Genomic DNA, 18,641 nt, shown 5'->3' with positions numbered 1-18,641 from the left:
GCGAATTTGAAACCAAAGAAATCAGACAATGCTACAAAATCCAAGACAACCAGTACTATCAGCGCCCACCAGACTTCATTGCTAGGGTCAGGACTTCGGTAACGGGGTCGTTTCAGTCAAGCGGTTTTGGGTATAACAATTGATCCGCCGGAGCGGCTACCTCGGTATTGTTAGTGTCTGTTCCGCCTTCTCTTGCGGCTTTCGGCTGAGATCCTTCGGGTACTTGCTTCGGTTCGTGGTCAGCGCGATGGCTGCCAACATGATGCTGGTTCGATGTAATTCCGATGTGCCTATCTCATAGGCGTGCTTGGCAAAGAACAGCGACAGTCCTGACCACGGCATCATCGGAACCACGTCCCTGGGGGACCTCGAAAGCCCGCGCTCAAGCAGGCAACGGGTAAGGCAACGACAAGGTCAGGTCATTTTTGGTGCCTCATCGGGCTGGAACTCGGTGCCGTCGACCCAAATCCGATGAAGTATGACAGCGATGCGGCGTGCGAGAGCAACCATTGCGATTTTACGACCGCGGCGTTGAGCCAATTGGGCGCCCCATGTTCGCAACCAAGTCGACCGGCCACGGTTCATCATGACGGTTGCGGCCTGGCACAACGCCCGCCTCAGATTCACGTCCCCAGCTTTGGTGATACCGCCTGACACGTCCCGTTCACCGGACTGATTGCGTGAAGGTGTCAAACCAACCCAGGGACCAACTCTCTTTGACGACCGAAAGCGAGCCGGATCATCGACCGCAGCACGGAATGTCAGCGCTACTACTGCACCGATCCCAGGCATCGACATAAGGCGTAGGCATACTGGATCATCCCCGGCCAACTGGCGCACGCGCTTTTCGAGACCGGCCAGTTCCTGTCGCAGGGATGCTCGGGCCCGCAGCATTGGTACTGTCGCGGTTACAAGCATGGGATTTCCATCTGCCAATTCCCGAATGCGGGCCTCGAATCTGCCGCGAGAGATCGCGCCCACCTTGAGGCCAAAGTTCCGCAGCAGTCCTCTCAGCGACATTTCCAATGCGAGCATACCCTGTTGAATGGCTTTGCGGGCACCGAGAACGGCGCGGGTTTCTTGAGCCGAGACCGATTTGCAGTGAACCGGGCGGAACCAGCCAAGGTGAAGCAGCCGTGCAATCCCCTCGGCATCCCGCCGATCCGTCTTGATCGGCATCGCCTTCAGCGCTCCTTTCACCTGGCGCGTTTCCATGAGCACCGCATCAAGGCCAGCTTCGGTCAGCCCACGGTGCAGCCATTGCGACAGTGGCCCGGCCTCCAGGCCAATCACAGCGATGCTGCCGTCAAGTTCATCGAACCAGCGCGCCAGAACTTCGGGTTCACTTTCAGTTTCTGCTTCTTTGATAATCTGGCCATGCTCGCTGATTACGCAGATCGCGGTCTTGGCAAGCGATACATCCAATCCAACAAACAACTTCATCCCGTCATCCTCCATATGGGTTCAATACGGGAATGGCGACAGCGCGGTGCTGATCTGGCAAGTGGCAACGGTCGTGCGTGACGCAGGCCCCGTTACAGCATCTCATAGCCAGTAAATGACGATGGCGGCCAGCGCGATTGCAGATAGGAAGACCTTCGGGCATCTGTCATATCGGGTTGCCACACGCCGCCAATCCTTCAGCCTGCCAAACATAATCTCGATCCTGTTGCGGCGTTTGTAGCGGCGCTTGTCGTACTTCACCGGTTTCTTCCGCTGTTTTCGGCCGGGGATGCAGGCGCGTATCCCCTTGTCTTTCAACGCTTCCCGGAACCAGTCTGCATCATAGCCGCGGTCTCCAAGCAGCCAGTCGACATCCGGCAGGCTGTTCAACAACGCCCGCGCGCCGATGTAGTCGCTGACTTGTCCTGCTGTGACGAACAGGTTGAGAGGACGTCCCTGGCTGTCGCAGATGGCGTGCAGTTTGGTGTTCATGCCGCCTTTGGTCCGACCAATCAGGCGTCCACGCCCCCCTTTTTGACGCCCAAACTGGTCGCTGTGCGGTGTGCCTTCAGGTAGGTTGCGTCGATCATGACCGTCTTTTCTTCTCCGTGACCGGCGGCCAAGCCTGCCATCATCTGGGCGAAAATGCCCTTTTCGCTCCACCGTTTCCAACGGTTATAAAGCGTCTTGTGCGGGCCATAGGCAGCAGGTGCGTCACGCCATCGTAAGCCATTGCGATTGATGAAGATAATCCCGCTTAACACACGGCGATCATCAACGCGTGGCTTGCCGTGTGACTTGGGAAAGAAAGGCTCAAGACGCGCCATCTGGGCATCGGTCAGCCAAAACAGATCAGACATGTTCACCGCTCGCTTTTCGAACCGTGAATCACGCCACATCCCGGAAATCAATGGGTCCTGACCCTAGAAGCCGCAGCAAAATCGCAGTGTCAATAAACGCAATTACATTATGCCCCTCGACTGGCTGAGAGACCTCCGAAACTGACCTTATAAACTCTTCGATCAGAACGCCCATGAAAACATTCACGATGCGTCTAAACTCTGCTTCATCTTCCCTGCTGAGGCGGCGCAGGTAGCCGCCCACTATTGCGATCTCGACCTTTTTCGGCTCAAGCAGAACGCCTTTTATCTTCTTGATTTTTAATGGTGTCTCGTCAGTGGATGCCCTTAGAAACCCAACAAGTGCGTTCCCCCAGCTTTCTGATGGTGGTTGGCCGACGAACCCGACGCTTTGGGCGTGTCTGCCCAAACTTGCCTCAATCGCGTCGAAGTCAGTTTCAATTTCGTCTCTCGAAACTTGATACTCTTTCTGATTTCTGCCAATTGCCTTGTAGATTTTGAGTGGCTTCTCATAGCTGATTACTCCTGTACTTTGCAGTTCAGGTAGCATTTGTTCCACGGCATAAAGCGGCAGCTCGAAGCCGAAATTCACTTTCAGATAATCCTGTATCCCTTCAAGAGTAACCTGTTTCCCCTGAATGGAAGTTAGGTAAGGTGTGACAAATGGAATGAAGCAATCCAAGGCGTCCCGGACAGGATTCTCACTTACTTCGGTTCGTTTGAACGCGGCGTACAAGTAGGCGTAAGCCTTTGCCTCTCGATTTGCGCCACTGACAGCCTGAAGTGCCTCAACCCCGACCGATGTGCTTCTAGCGTCGCTCAATATGAAACTCCATTGTCGCCATCTCATGAGTCTAGCTGTGGGAGGAAGGTAGCGCCAGCCCTGCAAGTAGAACCGATATCTCCCGACGCAAAGGAGGCTGGTGCCCGGTGGGTATTAAACTTTACCTCTGAAGCCGAGGTACATAACGGTCAAGTTGGCTTCTCCAATCATTCCCGCGGTGGTAAACGGGCGCTATTGATTGACCATTGCCTCAACATCGAGGCAATGGAGCCTGTAGTGATCTGTTTGATCGGTATCGGGTTGCACCAAATGTCCGCTACTTACAAGCTCGCTCTTGACAGGGCAACCGCATCGAACTTCTGCTTCCCGCCCATCTGCAGGAACGCTATGTCCGGTTTGGGCTGCACGCTAGCGGTTGGATTCAGTTTGCAGCCAGCGCGTCGAACGCCACCTGTACCTCAGCGTGGAACGCCTCCATTGCGGCTTGCAGGGCGTCGTGCGTGGTTGCGGCCTCGACGGCGGCGCAGCCCGAGTCACAAAGGGCAGCGCCCTGTCTGATGTGGTCCAAGTATTCTGCGTCTTTGGTGGTGATGGTCTGAGCCATCTCCGTCGGCGTGACGCCGCCGCGTGTCGCTTCCGCTTCAATAAACGCGGTCTGGCCAGCGGTGGCCGTATTCGCCAGATAGGCTGTTGCAGCGGCGGTCTTCACAGGCCAAGTGTCCCGCTCCTCCGGCGTGGCGTTGTCGGTTGCTTGGCGCAGGTAGCTGGCATGCGTGGCATACACCGTCGCCATCGCCTGCGCTTTGGCCTCTTCAAACGGGATCACCGGAACGGCAGGCGCAGCAGGGGCCGTGAATGTCTGACCGTCATACATATCATCGATACGCACGACGCCAGCAACTTCGACCCAGCCATCAGGGACAGGCGTATCGTCCTTAATCTGCGCGATATTGGAGACACGGCCATTGGTGATTTCGGCGACTTTTTTCATCAGTAGAACTCCGTAACAACGATAATTCCGTCAGCGCCAGATAGCCCGATGACTTGGATCTGAAATCCTAAATCAGCACCAACATTGCCGGCCGCACCTCCGGTACCGGGAACTGTGGCGTCTTGCCCATCGCTGTATTCAGATACTGAGTCTGATGGCCCGAAGATGGACCCACCGGGTTGGTGAAAGTAATCACGACCATTCTCAGAAGAATTGAAGGCCTGAACACCTGGAGTCCCGCGATAGTTAATGTCCCCTCCGGACGCAGTTGCTGTCGATCCAATACGTGAATTTGAGCCACCACTCGCGCGCATGTCCCCAAAGATGGTAATGCCGCCAGCGCCTCCCTTTGTTCCCTCTTCGAAACCGCCACCCTCACCACCCAAACCGATGGTGTATTCAAATTCTTGCCCCGGTTGCGGTATCAGCCATGCTTCGAACCCGGCACCGCTGCCGCCTGGATGGCCCCATAAGTACCCTTCGGTTGGGCGAGAGGGTGTTTCACCACCCGCGCCCCCGCCAACTCCTTTGACGTGAAGGGCTTTGCAGCCGGGCGGCGTGACGTAAATGGCGTTTGCGCCATCGCGGAGAATTGTGACGGTTGGGGGCTTCACCAGTTGGCCCACCAATAGCGGTGACATCACCTTGTCTGCGCGCTCGCCTGCCAGCGCCTCGGCTGGCGTGGCGAAGTCCACTTCCAGTGTGCGATCCGCGCTCAAACCGCCGCCGCCGGTCAGGCCGGTGCCTGCGATGACCTTGCGGAGTGTTCGCACAAAGGTAGACGCATTCAGCCCGTCCAGCTTGTCAGCGTCCAATCCAGACCCGGCACCATCCACCGTGAGTAGCTTTGCCAGCACATCTTCTGCGGTGTAAGTGTCTGCCGATACGAACGCCGTGCTGGCGTTGATCTGGATGACCAGGTTCTCAAGGTCGGAAAACACGATGTTGATGCGCAGATGTGCGGACACGGTGTTGAGCGGCTTGTTTACCGGCGGGTCGTAATGGGCGACGGCAATCATGTCACCATCAGTGTCAAAGAGCCCCGCTTCGCGGATCACAAATGGCCCCTCATCCTCGGCCAACAACACCTCAAAGAAGGCCGTATTCAGCGCACCGGCAGTGACTCCCTGCGCCGCCACAGGCTTGCGACCCTGTTCATTCTCCAGCGCCGTTTCGCCGCCTGCCGGAATGCGATCGCCGTCGCCCCAGGCGATCTCGGCAATTTCGAGCGGCGTGGCATTCGCCAGCGCTGCCGCTTCCTTGTTGCGCCCCACGTTCGTGAGCATTGCATAAGACGCCATCTTATCCTCCGATTTCCACGCGCAGTCGGGTATGTGCCGCCACCCCGCAACCAGATTGCGCCGTCAGAACCGGCGCGGGCGGCAGGTGTGCTTGCGCCTCGGCCCTGATTGCCGTGTGTTGGAAGGCCCCGGCGTAGGCGGGGGCATCGATAGAGAGATTGAGTGCCACGTCGAAATGCGCGCGTACCGGCTTTACGTTTTCGATCACGTCGATGATTTCAGCCAGGAGGTCCGGGCTGATCTCGACGCCCAACGAGTGCGAGCCGAGTACATCGACCGCAATGCGGAATGTGTGAGGCGTGCCGCCATACTCGAACCACTCCGAGATATCGATGACGTAGCCCAGCGCTTCCAGCGCCCGCCGCACCGCCCCGATTGTGCCCTTGACGCGATGGATCGTGGCGCTGGCCGCGATGGTCTCGCGCTTGATCTCGTCCGGCCAATCGCTGCGCCAGTCGTCCACCGAGAAAGCCCAGGCGAGCCAGGGCAGGATATGGGATGGACACGTGCGTGGGTTCCAAAGCGTATAAAACGGATTGGGTATATCGGCGAGCCCAATGGCAGGCGCGATCTCAAGCGCCCGCTCTTGAGGTGTGGCATTTGGGGGCAAAAGGGTCTTGGGCTCAGACATCGCGCCCTCCCACCGTTAGAGTGATCCCGGTGCAATAGGCCGCCTGGTGATTATCCACCTCGATATGAGCGTTAGGCTGGATCAGATTGACATTCTGCACGCCGACCTGGTGGAGCGCCGCATGTAGGCCAGAAATCGTGATGTCGTGGCCGAGCCGGTGGTGTTCGGCAACGTAGGCTTCCAGGGCCTCTTCTGCCGCTTCAATCACAAGGCTCTCGTCTGGCCCGTTGTAGAGGGTCAGGGTTGCTTCGACCTCATAAGGCAGGATAGCGGCGGCTTGTACAGTCACCTGGTCGGTAAGCGGGCGCACATCCTCACCATAGAGGGTGCTGCTGACGGTATCGATCAAAGCGGCGTCCGGGGAACCATCGCCCATGCGGGAGAGCACGGTCACCACGACCGCGCCCGGCGCAGGGCTGGCGATGCCGACATCCTTGACATGCGGCGAGGCCGAGAGCCCCCAAAAGATGTAGGAGCCGCGCGGACCTGCTGTTGAGAAACCTTCGAGCGCAAGCTGCGTTCGGGTCCGCATCCGGGCATCATCCTCGAGCACCTCGGGCACGGGCGGCACCGCATCCGGGTCGGCCTCCTCGACCACTTGGCGGGTCACCCCCAAAAGGGCTGCGAGCTGATCGAGCGCGGGACCAGAAGCATAGGCCAGCATGTTGCCGCGTGCAGCTTCGTTAATCTCCTGGCGCAGGATCAGGAGCCGATAAGCAAAAGCCTCACATAGCTTGGTGGCAAGCTCGCTTTCCAGGGCAAGCGCAGCCTCCAGTTCAGGCGCGCGCGCCAGCACTTCGGACTTGATCTCTGCCAGAAGCGTCTCGAAATCCTTTTCCGGGATCGCAGGCGCAAAGGGCAGCTTGTCCAGATTAATGGCCGTGAACGCACTCATAGCACCTCTATCCCCTCGATCCTGATCTCCCGCCCCTCCGGCAAATAGCGCCCGATCAGATCAATGATGATGTGGCCGGGTGTGTGGCTGCGCAGCGTGATGTCCTCAACCTCGATGCGGGGCTCCCATGTCATGAGCGCCTCCGCAGTCGCCGCGATGATTGCGAGCTTGGTGGCCGAGGAGTAGGGGGCGTCGAGCAGCTCAAAGAGCCGGGACCCATAGTCACGACGCATGACCCGAGACCCGATCGGGGTCGTGAGGATGTCCCGGATAGACTGGCGGAGATGATCGATACCCCTGAGATTCCGGCCTGTGGTCGCGCTGATGCCATACATGCCACCATCTTGGAGAGCCGGCGCGCTGCAATCCTCTGGCGGTTCCCCGCAATCCTACTTCGGATCGCCCGTTCGGGACGGACCCGGTTGGACGCCCTTGTGAGTATGGGTGTCACCGACATTTGTTCCTTTGTGGTTGAGGTTGCCGGTATTGATCTCGGTCGACCCACCGGTGTGGGTGATGCCGGATCCATCAATCGTGAGCGTCGAGCCATTACTGCTGAGCACGATCCTGTCCCCGGTGATGCTGATCGAGGATCCTCCGATCTTGATCAGGTGCTCGCCTGCCGCCCCGGACGGCGCAGCATTGGCACCACTAAAGAGTGCTCCGAGGATGATCGCATCCCTGGTCAATCCCGACGGAGACAGGCAGAGAACCTGCTCTCCGGCAGATGGTGGGGCCCAGACCGCAATTGCGCTGGAACGCTCGGTCAACCACGGCAGCCAGGCGCTTGTGGCCTTGGGGCCAAACGATACCTTTGCGCGGGCTGCACCGGAATCAACCGCGACCACGTCGGCAATCATCACCATCTGCGCGACTGCTTTTAGAAGCTCCGACTGGGCGTATTCATTCATTTGAAGTTTGCACCTCGTAACCGGCCTCGTGGTCGGGACCGGTATCCGGGAACCGGGAGGTCAATACCTGGCTCGGTGTCACATCTTCATCGACGAAATAGCTGGTCCCGATGTCGGCGGTGTGAACCCACTCGACCCGCCAGATATCGAACTTGTCGGCCTGTGGGGCGAATTCGTCGGGATCCACTGCAATCACCGTGGCCGCACCCCAGGGAACGCCCAGCCGGTTGCTGTGAACAAATGCCGCGACCGCACCCGCGGCTTTGACGACCTCGCGCCGTGCCTTCGGCGTTCGGTGTCCCATAATGATCCGGACCTCAAACCTGACCAGGCAAGGGAACTGGCCGGTGTGGGGATCCTTGTCGGGATCGGGCTCAAGCTCCGACATCTGCACGATGATTGCCGGGACCGGCAGTTTTTTGCAGTCTTCGTCTTCGGCAGCGACGGTTTTGAAGGTTTTGAATTGAGCAGCGAGCGTGGCAATCACTTTGTCCAATGCCACGCCCAGGTCAATCGTATCAGCCATCGCCAACTCCCAAGATTGTCCGCGCCCTGATCTCGGCGAGGAAATGCTTCAGAAAGATAGAATCCAGATCGACGAACACCTCGTCCTCGAGATAGATCATCATCCGATCGGCAACCGGCAGGCTGGCCTCGCCAATCTGCCAACGCTTTGCCCCGTAGCGCACCATCACCCGCCGCCGCCCATTGATATTCGCAAAAAACGCGCCGTGGATCATGGCCTCACCGATCCTGATGCCGCCCGCGACCTTGGTAGCACGACCCTTGAATGCCGAGGCGGGCAGATCATTGGCCCCATACCAGAGCTTGAGCGCGTTGCGGCCTTTGCCGACGCGATACTCTTTGATGCGGCGACGGAGCGCGGTGGCGTTGCGAAGCCCCAGCTCGGATTGCAGACCCTTCGAGGATATGCGCCGAAGTGTGCCGGCGGTCCGTTTCAGAGCCCGCCCGCGACTGAGATCGACTTGCTTCGGGGTAGCCGCATACTCATCCGCGATCTTGGCGAGCTGTCCGTCATCGAAGTCAAGGGCCAGCATCGTAGGTCACATTCGGTTCTGCGAGCATCAGCGCGGCGATCCCGGTACCGTCCAGCTCCGGCTCCTGCATCAGGTCGAAGGCCTTGCCATCGATGGTTACAACGTCGCCTTTGCGGGCGTTCGCGACATCGATCTCCGGGCAGACAAATCGCGGCATCGGATGGTCGAGCTCATACTCGCCGAGAGTTGCAACCTCGTTAGGGTCGTCAAAAATGCCGAGGACCTCTGCCACCAGCTCCGTTCCCCGAGTGATGACTGCACTGGTCGCAAACTCGTCGGGGTCGAAGAAGGCGGAGAGGTCCTCCCAATCGGGGTGGGGCATGGCCTTACTCGTCGTCGGCCTCTTCAATGGCTGCGATCAGCTTGGCCTTATTCATGCCGTCAGCACCTTCGATGCCGAGATCCTTGGCTTCCGCCTTCAGCTCGGCGACGGTCATTTTGCCAAGCGGTTTATCGCCGCCCTCACCGTCAGCATCGCTTTCATCTGCTGTAGCAAGCTCAGCTTTCCCGCGATGCAAAAGGTTCTTCGCCAGCGGTTCATCCAGGACCGGAGTTTTGCCTGGTGTGATGATCTCACCGTCGATCGAGACAGCTGACGTGATTTTGACTTTGATCTGTTTCGCCATGTTCATGCGCTCCGAATTGAGAGATTAGGAGGCGGAACCTGCCGCCACCGTGGAATGATTAGGCGGCGTCCCGTCCAACGCAGAAGCTCTCCACGTTATTGACCGAGATATCGACGTCCTGATGCAGGATCACCCGGCGGGTGCCTGAACGTCCCTTGGTGTAGGGATCAACCAGGATGTCGAGGGCTCCCCACATCCCGACATTTGCATCCGCAAAATTGCCGTAGAACACGTCACCGGTGGTGATCTGATTGGTGATTTCGGCGTTGGTGCCGTTGACCGTGTTGCCTGCCTCCCAGATGGGCGAGCCGTTGGTTCCCGCGAACTTCTGGGTGGACTTGCAGTGTCCGCGGAACCGACTGTTCCCGACATAAGCCATGGAGTCGACATCGGCGTTATCGGCGGAAACCTCGGTCTCCATCTCGACGAGCTCGAGATACGTCGGCTGCTTGCCTGCGAACAGGACTGCGTTAATCCCTGGCTGGTTGTTGATGCCGAGCGGCATGTTCGCGCCGCCCGTGCCGTAGAACCCGGCGTAATCAATACCAAGGCCTAGATCACGTGCTAGGCTGGCGCGGAACCGGGCCTCGACGTCCAGAGAGGATTGCATCGCCATGCGGCGCGTGACCTCGCCAAAAACACCGATGGTTTTTGGCGACATCGACACCAGACGACCCTCGTAGCCGCCTTCACCAACATCCTCGTCCTCGCCCACCCAGAAGGTGTTGCCGCTGCTGGCCTGCCCAGGAATATCAAGGTTGCCGATCAGGCCGCCCATTGGGGTGGCCATCTGCAGGAACACGGAACGATTCCGCAGAAGCTCGATAAAGCTCATCGTCATCAGCGTCGTATCGACGAAATAGCCGCCAGTGTTTCCGGCCGCGAGCCCGTCCGTGCCGGTATTCAGAGCGCGAGTGAGAACGTCCACGGGCACCATCATGCCTTGGGCGGTGCGGCCCATGGATTGCTCTGCGGCACGTGAGGCCTCAAATTCGAATGCAGCAGCCTCCTGCGCTGCTCGATCGGCGGGGTTGAGCATCGCGTTCACGCACCGCAGGAAGCTGAACTGGCGAACCTCGGCGTCGGACATGCCGATCTGACCCGGGTTGTCGTCCAGCGGCTGGTTGCCGCCGCGGTTGGCATCGTCGGTGTTGGATACATGCTCGAGCAAAGTACGCGTGAATTCATCGACTGATGTGCCGTTGCGGATTGCCTCCGCAGCAAGCTGCTGTGCTGAGTATTGTTCGCCCAGCTCGAGCAGATCCGCAGTGCGTTGCTGTTCAGCCTGCGTTCCCTCCTGCACAAGTGCGCGAGTTGCCTCTGCGCTTTCGATGACCTCAAGGACTTCGAGGACATTGCCATTGTCGTCCACACGGGCGCGAACCAGAGCGCCGTTGTGCCGGAGAATGCGTTCCATATTGCGCCTTCCTTCGTGTTGAGCTGTTTGCGTTTGAGCATCAGTATCGGCAGGAGCCGTGAGCTCTTCCTCTGGCGGTTCCCCCGCGCCGCGGCCAACGCCAACCGTCGCGTCCGCGGGAACGCTGACCATGGAGATTTCATAAGGCTCCCATTCGGTGATGGTGACCTTGTCGCGTTCGCCCTCGCGCTCCTCGGTTTTGATGGCGCGGACAAAATAGCCGACGGAGACATGACGGATCACACCGTCAACGATATCCGCCCAGATTTCCTCGGCCCGGGCCGACCGGCCAAAGCGAAGCGTTGCACGGCCCCGACGGTCACTGTCGATCGAGGCTGTCTCAACGACGCCGATCTGAATATCGGTGTCGTGGTTCCAGAGCACCGCGGCTCCATTCTGCAGCCGGGTCTCGAGCATCGCGCCGGACGAATGGTCGAGGACCTCATCGCCAAACCACCGCGGTACCGGTTCCTCGGAGCTGAACGCCACCTCAACAGTGCGGGCGTCTTCGTTAATGTTCCGCACTGCCGCCTGACGGCGAAGCGGGGCTCCGCCACGATTGGCGTTGATCTGCTCGACCGTGATCGATCGTGTCAGGGCCAAGCCCACCAGAGCGGATGCCAAACCGCTATTCGTCAACATCATCGTCTTCATCGGAGGTCTCCTCTGTTTGGTTGGCGCCCGTTTCGGAGGCGGGCGCGACCAGGCCAGTGCCCTTGAGCAGCGCTGCCATGATGAATTTCTCGGGGATCCCGGCATCCTCCATCGCCCGGATGTCGGCGGCGAAAGCTCGCCAGACGGTTTCCGGGTCGCGGCCCTGTTTGCGAATGATCTCTGACGGTGAAGTCAGCATATTATCCTTGGCCGCAACTTCGGCTTCGATGTCTTTCTTTGGGTCAACCCATGCCCATCGGCGGGCTTGCCAGAATACATTGCGATACTTGGCAATGCGTTCAGGGCGGAGCCGGATCGGGCCATTCTTGACCAAGCCGCGCAGGAGCGCGGGCTCGAGGGCCGATTGGTAGACACGATCGACGAGCGTTTCGATCAGCCATTCCTGCAGATCCATCCAATGCTCGCGCTCGTCGAGAACGCCTTGGCGGATCGAACTGAAATTGACACCCTCAAGGTCATTGGCGAGGCTGACATAGGAGACGCCCATGCCCGCACCTGCGCCACGGATCATGGCTTTGTGGAACGGCGTGAACTCACCGCTTGGATACCGGGACTCAAACGCCTTGTGCTTCAAACCGGGTGGCAGTTCTTGGAACACGCCGCCTTCGGGCTCGATATAGAACTCCTCGTCGAGATCATCCTCCTCGAGCTCGGGGCCTTCGTCTTTCTCCCACTCTAGGAAACCGCCAACACTGGCGCCCGTCTTCGCATTGACCAAGGCGGCCTTTTCAAAGCCGCTCAGTTGGTGGAGCCGCCAGAGGGATGTTGCCGCCCAAGGCAACCCGCGGCGCTGACCGACAATCTCCTCGAGAAAGCCGTGAATGATCTCGCGCGCAGGCACGCGATCAAGGCTGTGGCCATTGTAGGTGTAGCCGGTGTGACCCGGATCCCCGGTCATGAAGTAATATGCGAGCGGCCGTCCCTCGCGCGAGAACTCGATGCCTTGGCGAACAAAGCGTCCACCTGCAAGGCGCTCGATGTTGTAATCGACAGGGCAGCGCTGTGGATCGAGAATTTGCAAAGCATAGCCCATCGGCGCGGCATTGCCCCGGATTTCGCGGAACATGAATTCGCCGTCCTTGGCACATGTGCGAACGGCTGTTTTGCACATCATGCGCATACTGCGTCGGCCCGTGATGTCGCAGTTTTCCGCGCGTTGCCATTGCCGCCACCATGCCTCGATCGCCTCGTTGGCCTTGCGATCAAGCGAGCCGTCGTCGTCTTTGGCCTGCGCCTGCAGGATCACCCCGCGATGGCCGACGATGTTCTGGTCGCAGAGGCGCAGAAAAGCCTTCATGTAGTCGTTGCGGCTTGCCTGATCGCGAGATCGGGCAACGACAACGCGCTGATTGCGGTCGATCACCTGATCCGCAGTGAGGGGGGTGGTGGTCCAATTCGATGTCAGTCGGTTGGTTTCACCGGCATCAAAAGACCGACGGGCCCGAACAATGATCGGCCCGTTGCGTCGTGACACCTTCGGGATGGAAGACGGACGCAGTTCAGGTTCGACACGTTCCAGCACGGGCGCTGAACGCTCAACTGATCGGGGAAATGGCCACGCCATTACATTCTCACCTTCACCTGCCGACGCAGTAGACGCTTGTGGCGCCCGCCGCTTTTCAGCTTTGCGACCTCATCCCGGTAGGTTTTGCGGAGCTGCAAGAGCTCGGCGATAGATGTGCGGACTAGTGTCCGCCCGTTGATCGTGTAGGACTGCTGGTCCTTTGACGCACGGCCTTCAATCACGGCCTCGATGGCCGCGAGAACCCGTTCTGCGTGATCGCGCGGATCATGCCCGGCCTTGAGTGCAGCAACGTCACCTACAATCTCAACCGCACCGGCTGCGATCTCGAACACGTCAGCACCATCCGTCGCGCGCAATGAAGCGGTGTATCGACCTGCCTCATACGCCGAAGTCTGGGCGCCGGGCACGGCAAAGGTATGCGTGCCGGCGTCGCCTGTGGCGACGAGATCGATAGAGGATGGTCCCCGCAAAAGTGCCGTGACACTCCATTTCGGCGCCAAGTAGTCAGGCGCAACGATCTCAGCCCGAAAGCTGAGACCCGCCTGAATGGTTTTGGGAAATTGTGAGAGCACACTTACCATCCGTCGCTTGATCGCCCGCGGCCTCGACCACGGGAACGGCGGGCCCTTCGGCGTCTACTCTTGCGGGGCTTGACGCCCTCGTCCTCTGGCGGTTCCCCCGCAAGGACCTCATCGGCAATCGACTCCTCATCATCGACGGGTTTCAATCGCGCGAGGCGATGGCGAATGTTAGGGTTGTCGATCTTGAGTGCGGCATAGGCGTAGACACGGCAATCCAGAGCCTCGTTCCGGTCTCGGCTCTTGTGCCACTCGCGGAATGGAAAGCCTCGGATCATCTTGGTCACCAGCCGCTCGGCGGTGAGTTGCTCGAAATACTCGGGGTCGCGGGTATCCGGGAAGTGGCAAGTGCCTGGACCTGTCTCGAGCATCATGCGGCGTGCGACGATCAACTTGGTTTCATCGGTTCCCACTGTGAACAGCGTCACCGGCCTGCCTTTCCGGCCGGTTTTCGTCTTGGATGGCGGGGAGACCACAGGCCGATCCCAACCGCCTTTGCCCTTGATGGCGAAAATCTTGCGGCGGTGTTTGCCTGCGAGCTGACCATAGGCGGCGGTGGTTAGGCCCTTGCTGCCACCGGTGTCGACGCAGGTCGCAGCAATCCTGATATGAGCACCCGACTCATGCTCGAATGTTTGACCGAGATAGTCGAACAGCTCATCCCATACAGCGTCGTCGGTCGGATCGCCCCAGAATACCTGATAGTCGATATTCCAGCTTTCTTCCCCAAGTCCCCAGCCAACCACCTCAACCTCGAGCCGGTCTTCCTGCATATCGACGCCTGCCGTGAGGACGCCCACTGCGGCGGGAACCTGGGCGGGATACGGTTTGGCGCGCGTTCTGAGAACATCGGCCTCGACCTCTTCGGCCTCTTCCACCCATGTCTCAGCGAGCGAGACGTTGGTGAACGTCTGCAAATCATTGGCCGCCTTCTTGTCGAGGAACGATTGCACGATGTCCTGTAGTCGCCGGAAACAGGAATAGAGCTCGCTTAGATGGTAAGAGGCATGGCCCCTGAATGGTTTTTCGGCCTTCCATCCGGCCCCGTTGCTCTCTGCATTTCGGATTGCGGCAACGCGTTCCCCATCGCTCCACTTTGCATCGCAGACCTCGCCAGTTTCCGGATCGTGCGCATCGCATTGATAGTACGCAGTCTCGGGCAGATGATTGCCGTCATCGTCCTTTTCCCACCGCACATTGCGCCATTTGAGCGTTTGGTGGCTGCCGCATTTGGGGCAGGCAACATGGAACCGCCTCTGATCTCCCTGCTCGAATGCCGACTCAATCCAGCTAGCACCCTTGATGGTGGGCGTACTGATCTCGAGCAAGAGGCGCTGGTCTCCAAAGGTGGCGGCTCGCTGCCATAGCAGACCCACGGGATGGCCTTCGTTCGTGCGGTCATATCCATCGGTCTCATCGCAGACAATCTTGGGTGCTGAGCGACCGCGCATGGTTTTCGGGGATCCCGACCACGAGAACATCAGGAACCCGCCAGGATAGGATTTCATGCGCTGGTTATTGACACCCTCGCGGCCCCGCGGCTTGGCAATCGCGTCCTGCAGCTCCTCGTTGGCCTCCACCAGCGGGTTGAATTTCGTCTCGAGCCATGTGTGTAGATCACCTTGGCTCGGCTGCATCATGATCTGCGAACACGGATTCTGTGCAACGAAATAGGCTTGACCGCAAAGCGCGGTCTGCGTTTTGCCGACCTGAGCACCCCACATCAACGTGATCCGTTCACACTCAGGGCTTGCCATCATGTCGAGGGGCTCGCGCTGATAGGGCGCGTTGTCGAACCGGATCAGGCCGGGAACTGCATTCCCAACAGGGATACGGACATTCTGTTCGGCCCACTCAGAGGGAGCAAGGTTCGGCGGTGGACGCAGAAACCGTCTGGCCTGACGTGTGGCCCGAACGATCGCCGCCGCATTCGCAAAATCGGGCCTTGCATTCAATCCTCGCCCTCATCTTCATCGGCAAGCTCCAGATCGGTTTCGTTGATCAGATCATCATCGGCCAATGCCTCGAGCGCCTGATCGATCTCTACGAGCAGAACAGCCTTGATTTTGGTCTGGTTGGTCTCTCCGACCAACCGTCGTGCCGCGCGACCTGGTACGACATTGCGCAGGTTGGCGCGAACCTCACCGAACGCCTTGGCCAGAGCCCGCTCAATCTGCTCGATTGGTGCGACCAGATCTTTTGCTCTGGCAAGATCGAGCTCAGCCATCTCTGTCTCGGCCTCGAGTTTGCGCCGCTTGAGCTCATCGGCGGAGGCTGACTGGACACCTTGCGATTGGGCGCGGATATCAGCCTCGCGCCACTTCATCAGATCTGCAGTGTTGAACTGCCACGGACGCCCGCGGCCACCACGCTGCACCACAGGACAGTCACGGCGCACCCAATCATCGAGGGTGGTCATGGCAATGCCGAATTGATCGGCAGTTTCGGTGCGATTGAGGATGAGGCCGCGACCACGTTTGTTAGTCACTGCCGGCCTCTGAGATATAGTAGTAGGCCATCGTTTCGTGCGCCACGCACAAGTGTTTTTTTGCGACAATCCGCACCCACTAGGCATTCCCCCCGGGAAGGACCCGTGAAGGGCCTCGCGCAAGCCTTCGGGCAATTCATCGAATGATCCCTCCGACTTTAAGACTGCGTCGCCAGGTAACCGCCAGTGCCCAAAGAATACCCCAACGACCAAGCGGGCAGATCGACCAACCCCGATAGGTGGCGATGACCTCACGACCTTGATCGTCATGACCTCGGCGAACGGTAGTGCATAGGTCAAAAACCGGGCAGCCTTCGCCTTGAGTGTGAAAGCGGATGTTCAATAAACCAATCATTGCATTAGTCCGGCCCTTGACGTGGGGAGGGTGGAACCTCGCCGCCGGTTCGACGGGCGTTCACCGCGACCTGCGCCTTGTCCACCAGCTCGATACGCTCAACATCAAACCAATGGGACTGCGGCTCCTTTCCTGCGCCTGCCTTGGGCTGGACGAGGATCTGGTTGCAACCCGAGATGTACTCAATTCGCCCGATGCAAACGCCGTCGTAACCGGTGATGGTATCCCGCACCTTGTCGCCGCACTCAATGCCCTCATACGGGTCATTGGCCTTTGCATCTCTCTTGAAGATTTTCACTTTGGTTCTCCTTCGGTTGTCTGCGCAGTGCTGCTAGAGCAGCACTGCCAGTGATTGCTTCGGCGTCTCGCCGGATTGGTGTTGGTTTTGTCAGCGTCGATGCTTTCGGCAAGCTCGGCACGCCTCTGGGCACTGGCTACCGTGTGGAGATCGCACAGATCGACGCGATAAAGACCTGCCGCGCAGGCCCGCGCCACGGTCTCATCGATCCGGTCTTGGTCTTCGATGGTTTCACCTTGCGCGCCAGGCAGCGCGTTGCCGATCGCGCGGTCAGCGCCCCCGACACTTGCCGGTTGCAAAGTCGAACACGCCGCCAGCGTCAATGCAGCGCTCAAAAACAGAGCTAGCTTGGTCAGCCGCATCTCCTGCCTCCTGATTTTGTTCCATGACATCGACTTGGGCGCTGTCGCGACCAAGCCCGTAGATGCTGGCAGCAATGGCCAGGATCGCCACCGCCGCCAGCCCGATCAGCATGGCGCGCAGTCGCATCACGCGACCCCACGCATGCAAAGCTCGGTCTCCTCGCTGCGGCGATTGACCAACCCGCGCACCACGCGCCCGCCAGCCTTGCTCCACCAGCCGAGGGCCGTGCATGCTCCTGCGATGCTGCCCTCGTTCAAGCGCCGCACTGCGGTGCTTTTCGAAGTGCGAGAAACGCCCACGTTGTAAGCCAGGCTCGTGAATGCGACATCCCGCGCGACCGGCATTCGGTCGCGCAGTGTCTCAGCGGTGAAGGCGGGCCGTAGGCCATCCCGATAGGCGATGATCTCGCGAGCCAGCATGGCGTCACATTCAGCCTTAGAGTAGCTGTCGCCGAGCGTCACGCCTTTGGTCTCGCCGTAGCAAACTGTAGGCACCCCCACCATGTCGAGGTAGGCCTCCAGGCGCAGGCCCTCCCATCGCGCGACAAAGGGCACAGCGATCTCAAGGAATACGGCGTCACCCGATGGCTCGGTGTTGGCGGGAGCCGCATCGGCCGTGGACGCACTTGCATCGCGGTCCTGAAATGGCGCGTTGGTAAAACTGCTGCCATGCTCCAGTGCCAGCACCACCACCAAACCGAGAGCCATCGCTCCGACGATCCAGGGCGAGTTGGTTTTCGAGCGGTCGATGCCCTGGTCCCAGATGCGACCGAAGATGCCGTAGACCAGGAGCACGATACCCGCGACCCACCAGATGCGCGGGTGCGTGTCGGTGTGGAAAAGCCAGAAAATGATCTCCGGCAGGATGAGGCAGACCAGGCTTGCATAGAAAGCCCACATGCTATGGGCCGTCTTGGCTACGGATTTCCAGTTAGGGATAAGTCTCATTCAGACCTCCAAATGGTTGGTTGATTGCCCCTCGGCGATGATTTCCCGTATCCGATACCGCGACATCTCGTAGACATCGGCGATCTCCTCGATCGGCACCCCTTCGCCCGCGGCACGGACGATCTGTCGGTTGCGGTGAGCCTTCTCCATGGCCCCGAGCCGGGACGGCTGAATGATCATGCCGGAGAAGGCATAGGAGAGCTTGGACGCATCCTCCCAGCCCAGCATCTGCACCAGCTTGTGATCCGCGGGCAGGCGTTTGGGGATGTAGAAGACTGCGCGCCAGGGCCGGGATCCCGAACGCGGGAGCTGGCGCACAAAATCGAGGGCCTTTTCGCGCCCGATCACCTCGGCAATCTCTGCGACAGACTGAGGGAGTTTTGAACATGGCTTAGGGGGCATCGAGTTTCCCCGTCTCTTTTTTATCCACACACTTATTGACGTCGCACTTTAATGTGTGTATGTTTATTTTATGGAAATCGAATGGGATAACGC

General features: G+C 59.3%; 23 protein-coding genes. All 23 read right to left on the bottom strand.

Annotated features, from left to right (window positions below):
• Positions 1–414: 414 nt before the first annotated feature.
• Positions 415–1,443, bottom strand: coding sequence for an IS110 family RNA-guided transposase (locus tag ACR3ES_RS17460; RefSeq protein WP_480424061.1), 1,029 nt, complete (start codon positions 1,441–1,443; stop codon positions 415–417).
• A gap of 102 nt (positions 1,444–1,545) precedes the next feature.
• Positions 1,546–2,303, bottom strand: a protein-coding gene (locus ACR3ES_RS17455; protein ID WP_480424059.1) for an IS5 family transposase whose coding sequence is annotated in 2 segments (ribosomal slippage) — positions 1,546–1,982 and positions 1,982–2,303 — 759 coding nt in all. Because the reading frame shifts where the segments join, the coding sequence is not laid out codon by codon here.
• Positions 2,304–2,331: 28 nt separating this feature from the next.
• Positions 2,332–3,126 (bottom strand): hypothetical protein, encoded by a 795-nt coding sequence (locus ACR3ES_RS17450; protein WP_480424057.1) that lies wholly within the window; start codon positions 3,124–3,126, stop codon positions 2,332–2,334.
• A gap of 382 nt (positions 3,127–3,508) precedes the next feature.
• Positions 3,509–4,078 (bottom strand): hypothetical protein, encoded by a 570-nt coding sequence (locus ACR3ES_RS17445; protein ID WP_480424055.1) that lies wholly within the window; start codon positions 4,076–4,078, stop codon positions 3,509–3,511.
• The gene (locus tag ACR3ES_RS17440) at positions 4,078–5,379 is read right to left on the bottom strand and encodes a phage tail-collar fiber domain-containing protein (protein WP_480424053.1); all 1,302 of its coding nucleotides are present in this window, start codon (positions 5,377–5,379) and stop codon (positions 4,078–4,080) included. The genes ACR3ES_RS17445 and ACR3ES_RS17440 overlap by 1 nt, the downstream gene beginning before the upstream one ends.
• 1 nt (position 5,380) lies before the next feature.
• Positions 5,381–6,010, bottom strand: coding sequence for a phage tail protein I (locus ACR3ES_RS17435; RefSeq protein WP_480424051.1), 630 nt, complete (start codon positions 6,008–6,010; stop codon positions 5,381–5,383).
• Entirely contained in the window at positions 6,003–6,905 is a 903-nt protein-coding gene (locus tag ACR3ES_RS17430) for a baseplate assembly protein (RefSeq protein WP_480424049.1), read from the bottom strand. Before ACR3ES_RS17430 ends, ACR3ES_RS17435 begins: the two co-directional genes overlap by 8 nt.
• Positions 6,902–7,240, bottom strand: a complete 339-nt coding sequence (locus tag ACR3ES_RS17425) for a GPW/gp25 family protein (RefSeq protein ID WP_480424047.1) — start codon at positions 7,238–7,240, stop codon at positions 6,902–6,904. The genes ACR3ES_RS17430 and ACR3ES_RS17425 overlap by 4 nt, the downstream gene beginning before the upstream one ends.
• Positions 7,241–7,294: 54 nt before the next feature.
• A complete protein-coding gene (locus tag ACR3ES_RS17420; RefSeq protein WP_480424045.1) occupies positions 7,295–7,816 on the bottom strand; it encodes a phage baseplate assembly protein V in 522 nt (173 codons plus the stop codon).
• Positions 7,809–8,342: a hypothetical protein gene (locus ACR3ES_RS17415; protein WP_480424044.1), complete on the bottom strand. Its 534-nt coding sequence runs from the start codon at positions 8,340–8,342 to the stop codon at positions 7,809–7,811. The genes ACR3ES_RS17420 and ACR3ES_RS17415 overlap by 8 nt, the downstream gene beginning before the upstream one ends.
• The gene (locus ACR3ES_RS17410) at positions 8,335–8,874 is read right to left on the bottom strand and encodes a phage tail protein (protein WP_480424042.1); all 540 of its coding nucleotides are present in this window, start codon (positions 8,872–8,874) and stop codon (positions 8,335–8,337) included. The genes ACR3ES_RS17415 and ACR3ES_RS17410 overlap by 8 nt, the downstream gene beginning before the upstream one ends.
• Positions 8,861–9,196: a head-tail joining protein gene (locus ACR3ES_RS17405; RefSeq protein WP_480424040.1), complete on the bottom strand. Its 336-nt coding sequence runs from the start codon at positions 9,194–9,196 to the stop codon at positions 8,861–8,863. Before ACR3ES_RS17405 ends, ACR3ES_RS17410 begins: the two co-directional genes overlap by 14 nt.
• A 4-nt stretch (positions 9,197–9,200) precedes the next feature.
• Entirely contained in the window at positions 9,201–9,500 is a 300-nt protein-coding gene (locus tag ACR3ES_RS17400; RefSeq protein ID WP_480424039.1) for a Rho termination factor N-terminal domain-containing protein, read from the bottom strand.
• A gap of 58 nt (positions 9,501–9,558) precedes the next feature.
• On the bottom strand, positions 9,559–11,571 hold the full coding sequence (locus ACR3ES_RS17395) for a phage major capsid protein (protein ID WP_480424037.1): 2,013 nt from the start codon (positions 11,569–11,571) through the stop codon (positions 9,559–9,561).
• Positions 11,546–13,156 (bottom strand): phage portal protein, encoded by a 1,611-nt coding sequence (locus tag ACR3ES_RS17390; RefSeq protein ID WP_480424035.1) that lies wholly within the window; start codon positions 13,154–13,156, stop codon positions 11,546–11,548. Before ACR3ES_RS17390 ends, ACR3ES_RS17395 begins: the two co-directional genes overlap by 26 nt.
• Positions 13,156–13,689 (bottom strand): hypothetical protein, encoded by a 534-nt coding sequence (locus tag ACR3ES_RS17385; RefSeq protein ID WP_480424033.1) that lies wholly within the window; start codon positions 13,687–13,689, stop codon positions 13,156–13,158. The genes ACR3ES_RS17390 and ACR3ES_RS17385 overlap by 1 nt, the downstream gene beginning before the upstream one ends.
• Before the next feature lie 2 nt (positions 13,690–13,691).
• Positions 13,692–15,650: a phage terminase large subunit family protein gene (locus tag ACR3ES_RS17380; RefSeq protein ID WP_480424031.1), complete on the bottom strand. Its 1,959-nt coding sequence runs from the start codon at positions 15,648–15,650 to the stop codon at positions 13,692–13,694.
• Positions 15,647–16,183 carry a terminase small subunit gene (locus ACR3ES_RS17375; RefSeq protein WP_480424029.1) on the bottom strand — a complete coding sequence of 179 codons (537 nt, stop codon included), beginning with the start codon at positions 16,181–16,183 and terminating at the stop codon, positions 15,647–15,649. Before ACR3ES_RS17375 ends, ACR3ES_RS17380 begins: the two co-directional genes overlap by 4 nt.
• Before the next feature lie 359 nt (positions 16,184–16,542).
• The gene (locus ACR3ES_RS17370) at positions 16,543–16,836 is read right to left on the bottom strand and encodes a hypothetical protein (RefSeq protein WP_480424027.1); all 294 of its coding nucleotides are present in this window, start codon (positions 16,834–16,836) and stop codon (positions 16,543–16,545) included.
• Positions 16,833–17,135, bottom strand: a complete 303-nt coding sequence (locus ACR3ES_RS17365) for a hypothetical protein (protein WP_480426521.1) — start codon at positions 17,133–17,135, stop codon at positions 16,833–16,835. Before ACR3ES_RS17365 ends, ACR3ES_RS17370 begins: the two co-directional genes overlap by 4 nt.
• Positions 17,107–17,325 carry a hypothetical protein gene (locus tag ACR3ES_RS17360; protein ID WP_480426519.1) on the bottom strand — a complete coding sequence of 73 codons (219 nt, stop codon included), beginning with the start codon at positions 17,323–17,325 and terminating at the stop codon, positions 17,107–17,109. The genes ACR3ES_RS17365 and ACR3ES_RS17360 overlap by 29 nt, the downstream gene beginning before the upstream one ends.
• Positions 17,325–18,146 (bottom strand): lysozyme, encoded by an 822-nt coding sequence (locus tag ACR3ES_RS17355; protein WP_480424023.1) that lies wholly within the window; start codon positions 18,144–18,146, stop codon positions 17,325–17,327. Before ACR3ES_RS17355 ends, ACR3ES_RS17360 begins: the two co-directional genes overlap by 1 nt.
• Complete coding sequence (locus ACR3ES_RS17350) at positions 18,147–18,548, bottom strand: hypothetical protein (protein ID WP_480424021.1); 402 nt, start codon at positions 18,546–18,548, stop codon at positions 18,147–18,149.
• Between the last annotated feature and the right edge of the window lie 93 nt (positions 18,549–18,641).

Source organism: Ruegeria sp. B1, assembly GCF_056535885.1.
The sequence above is the reverse complement of the archived record's forward strand: the minus strand, read 5'-3'. Positions and strand labels throughout refer to the sequence as shown.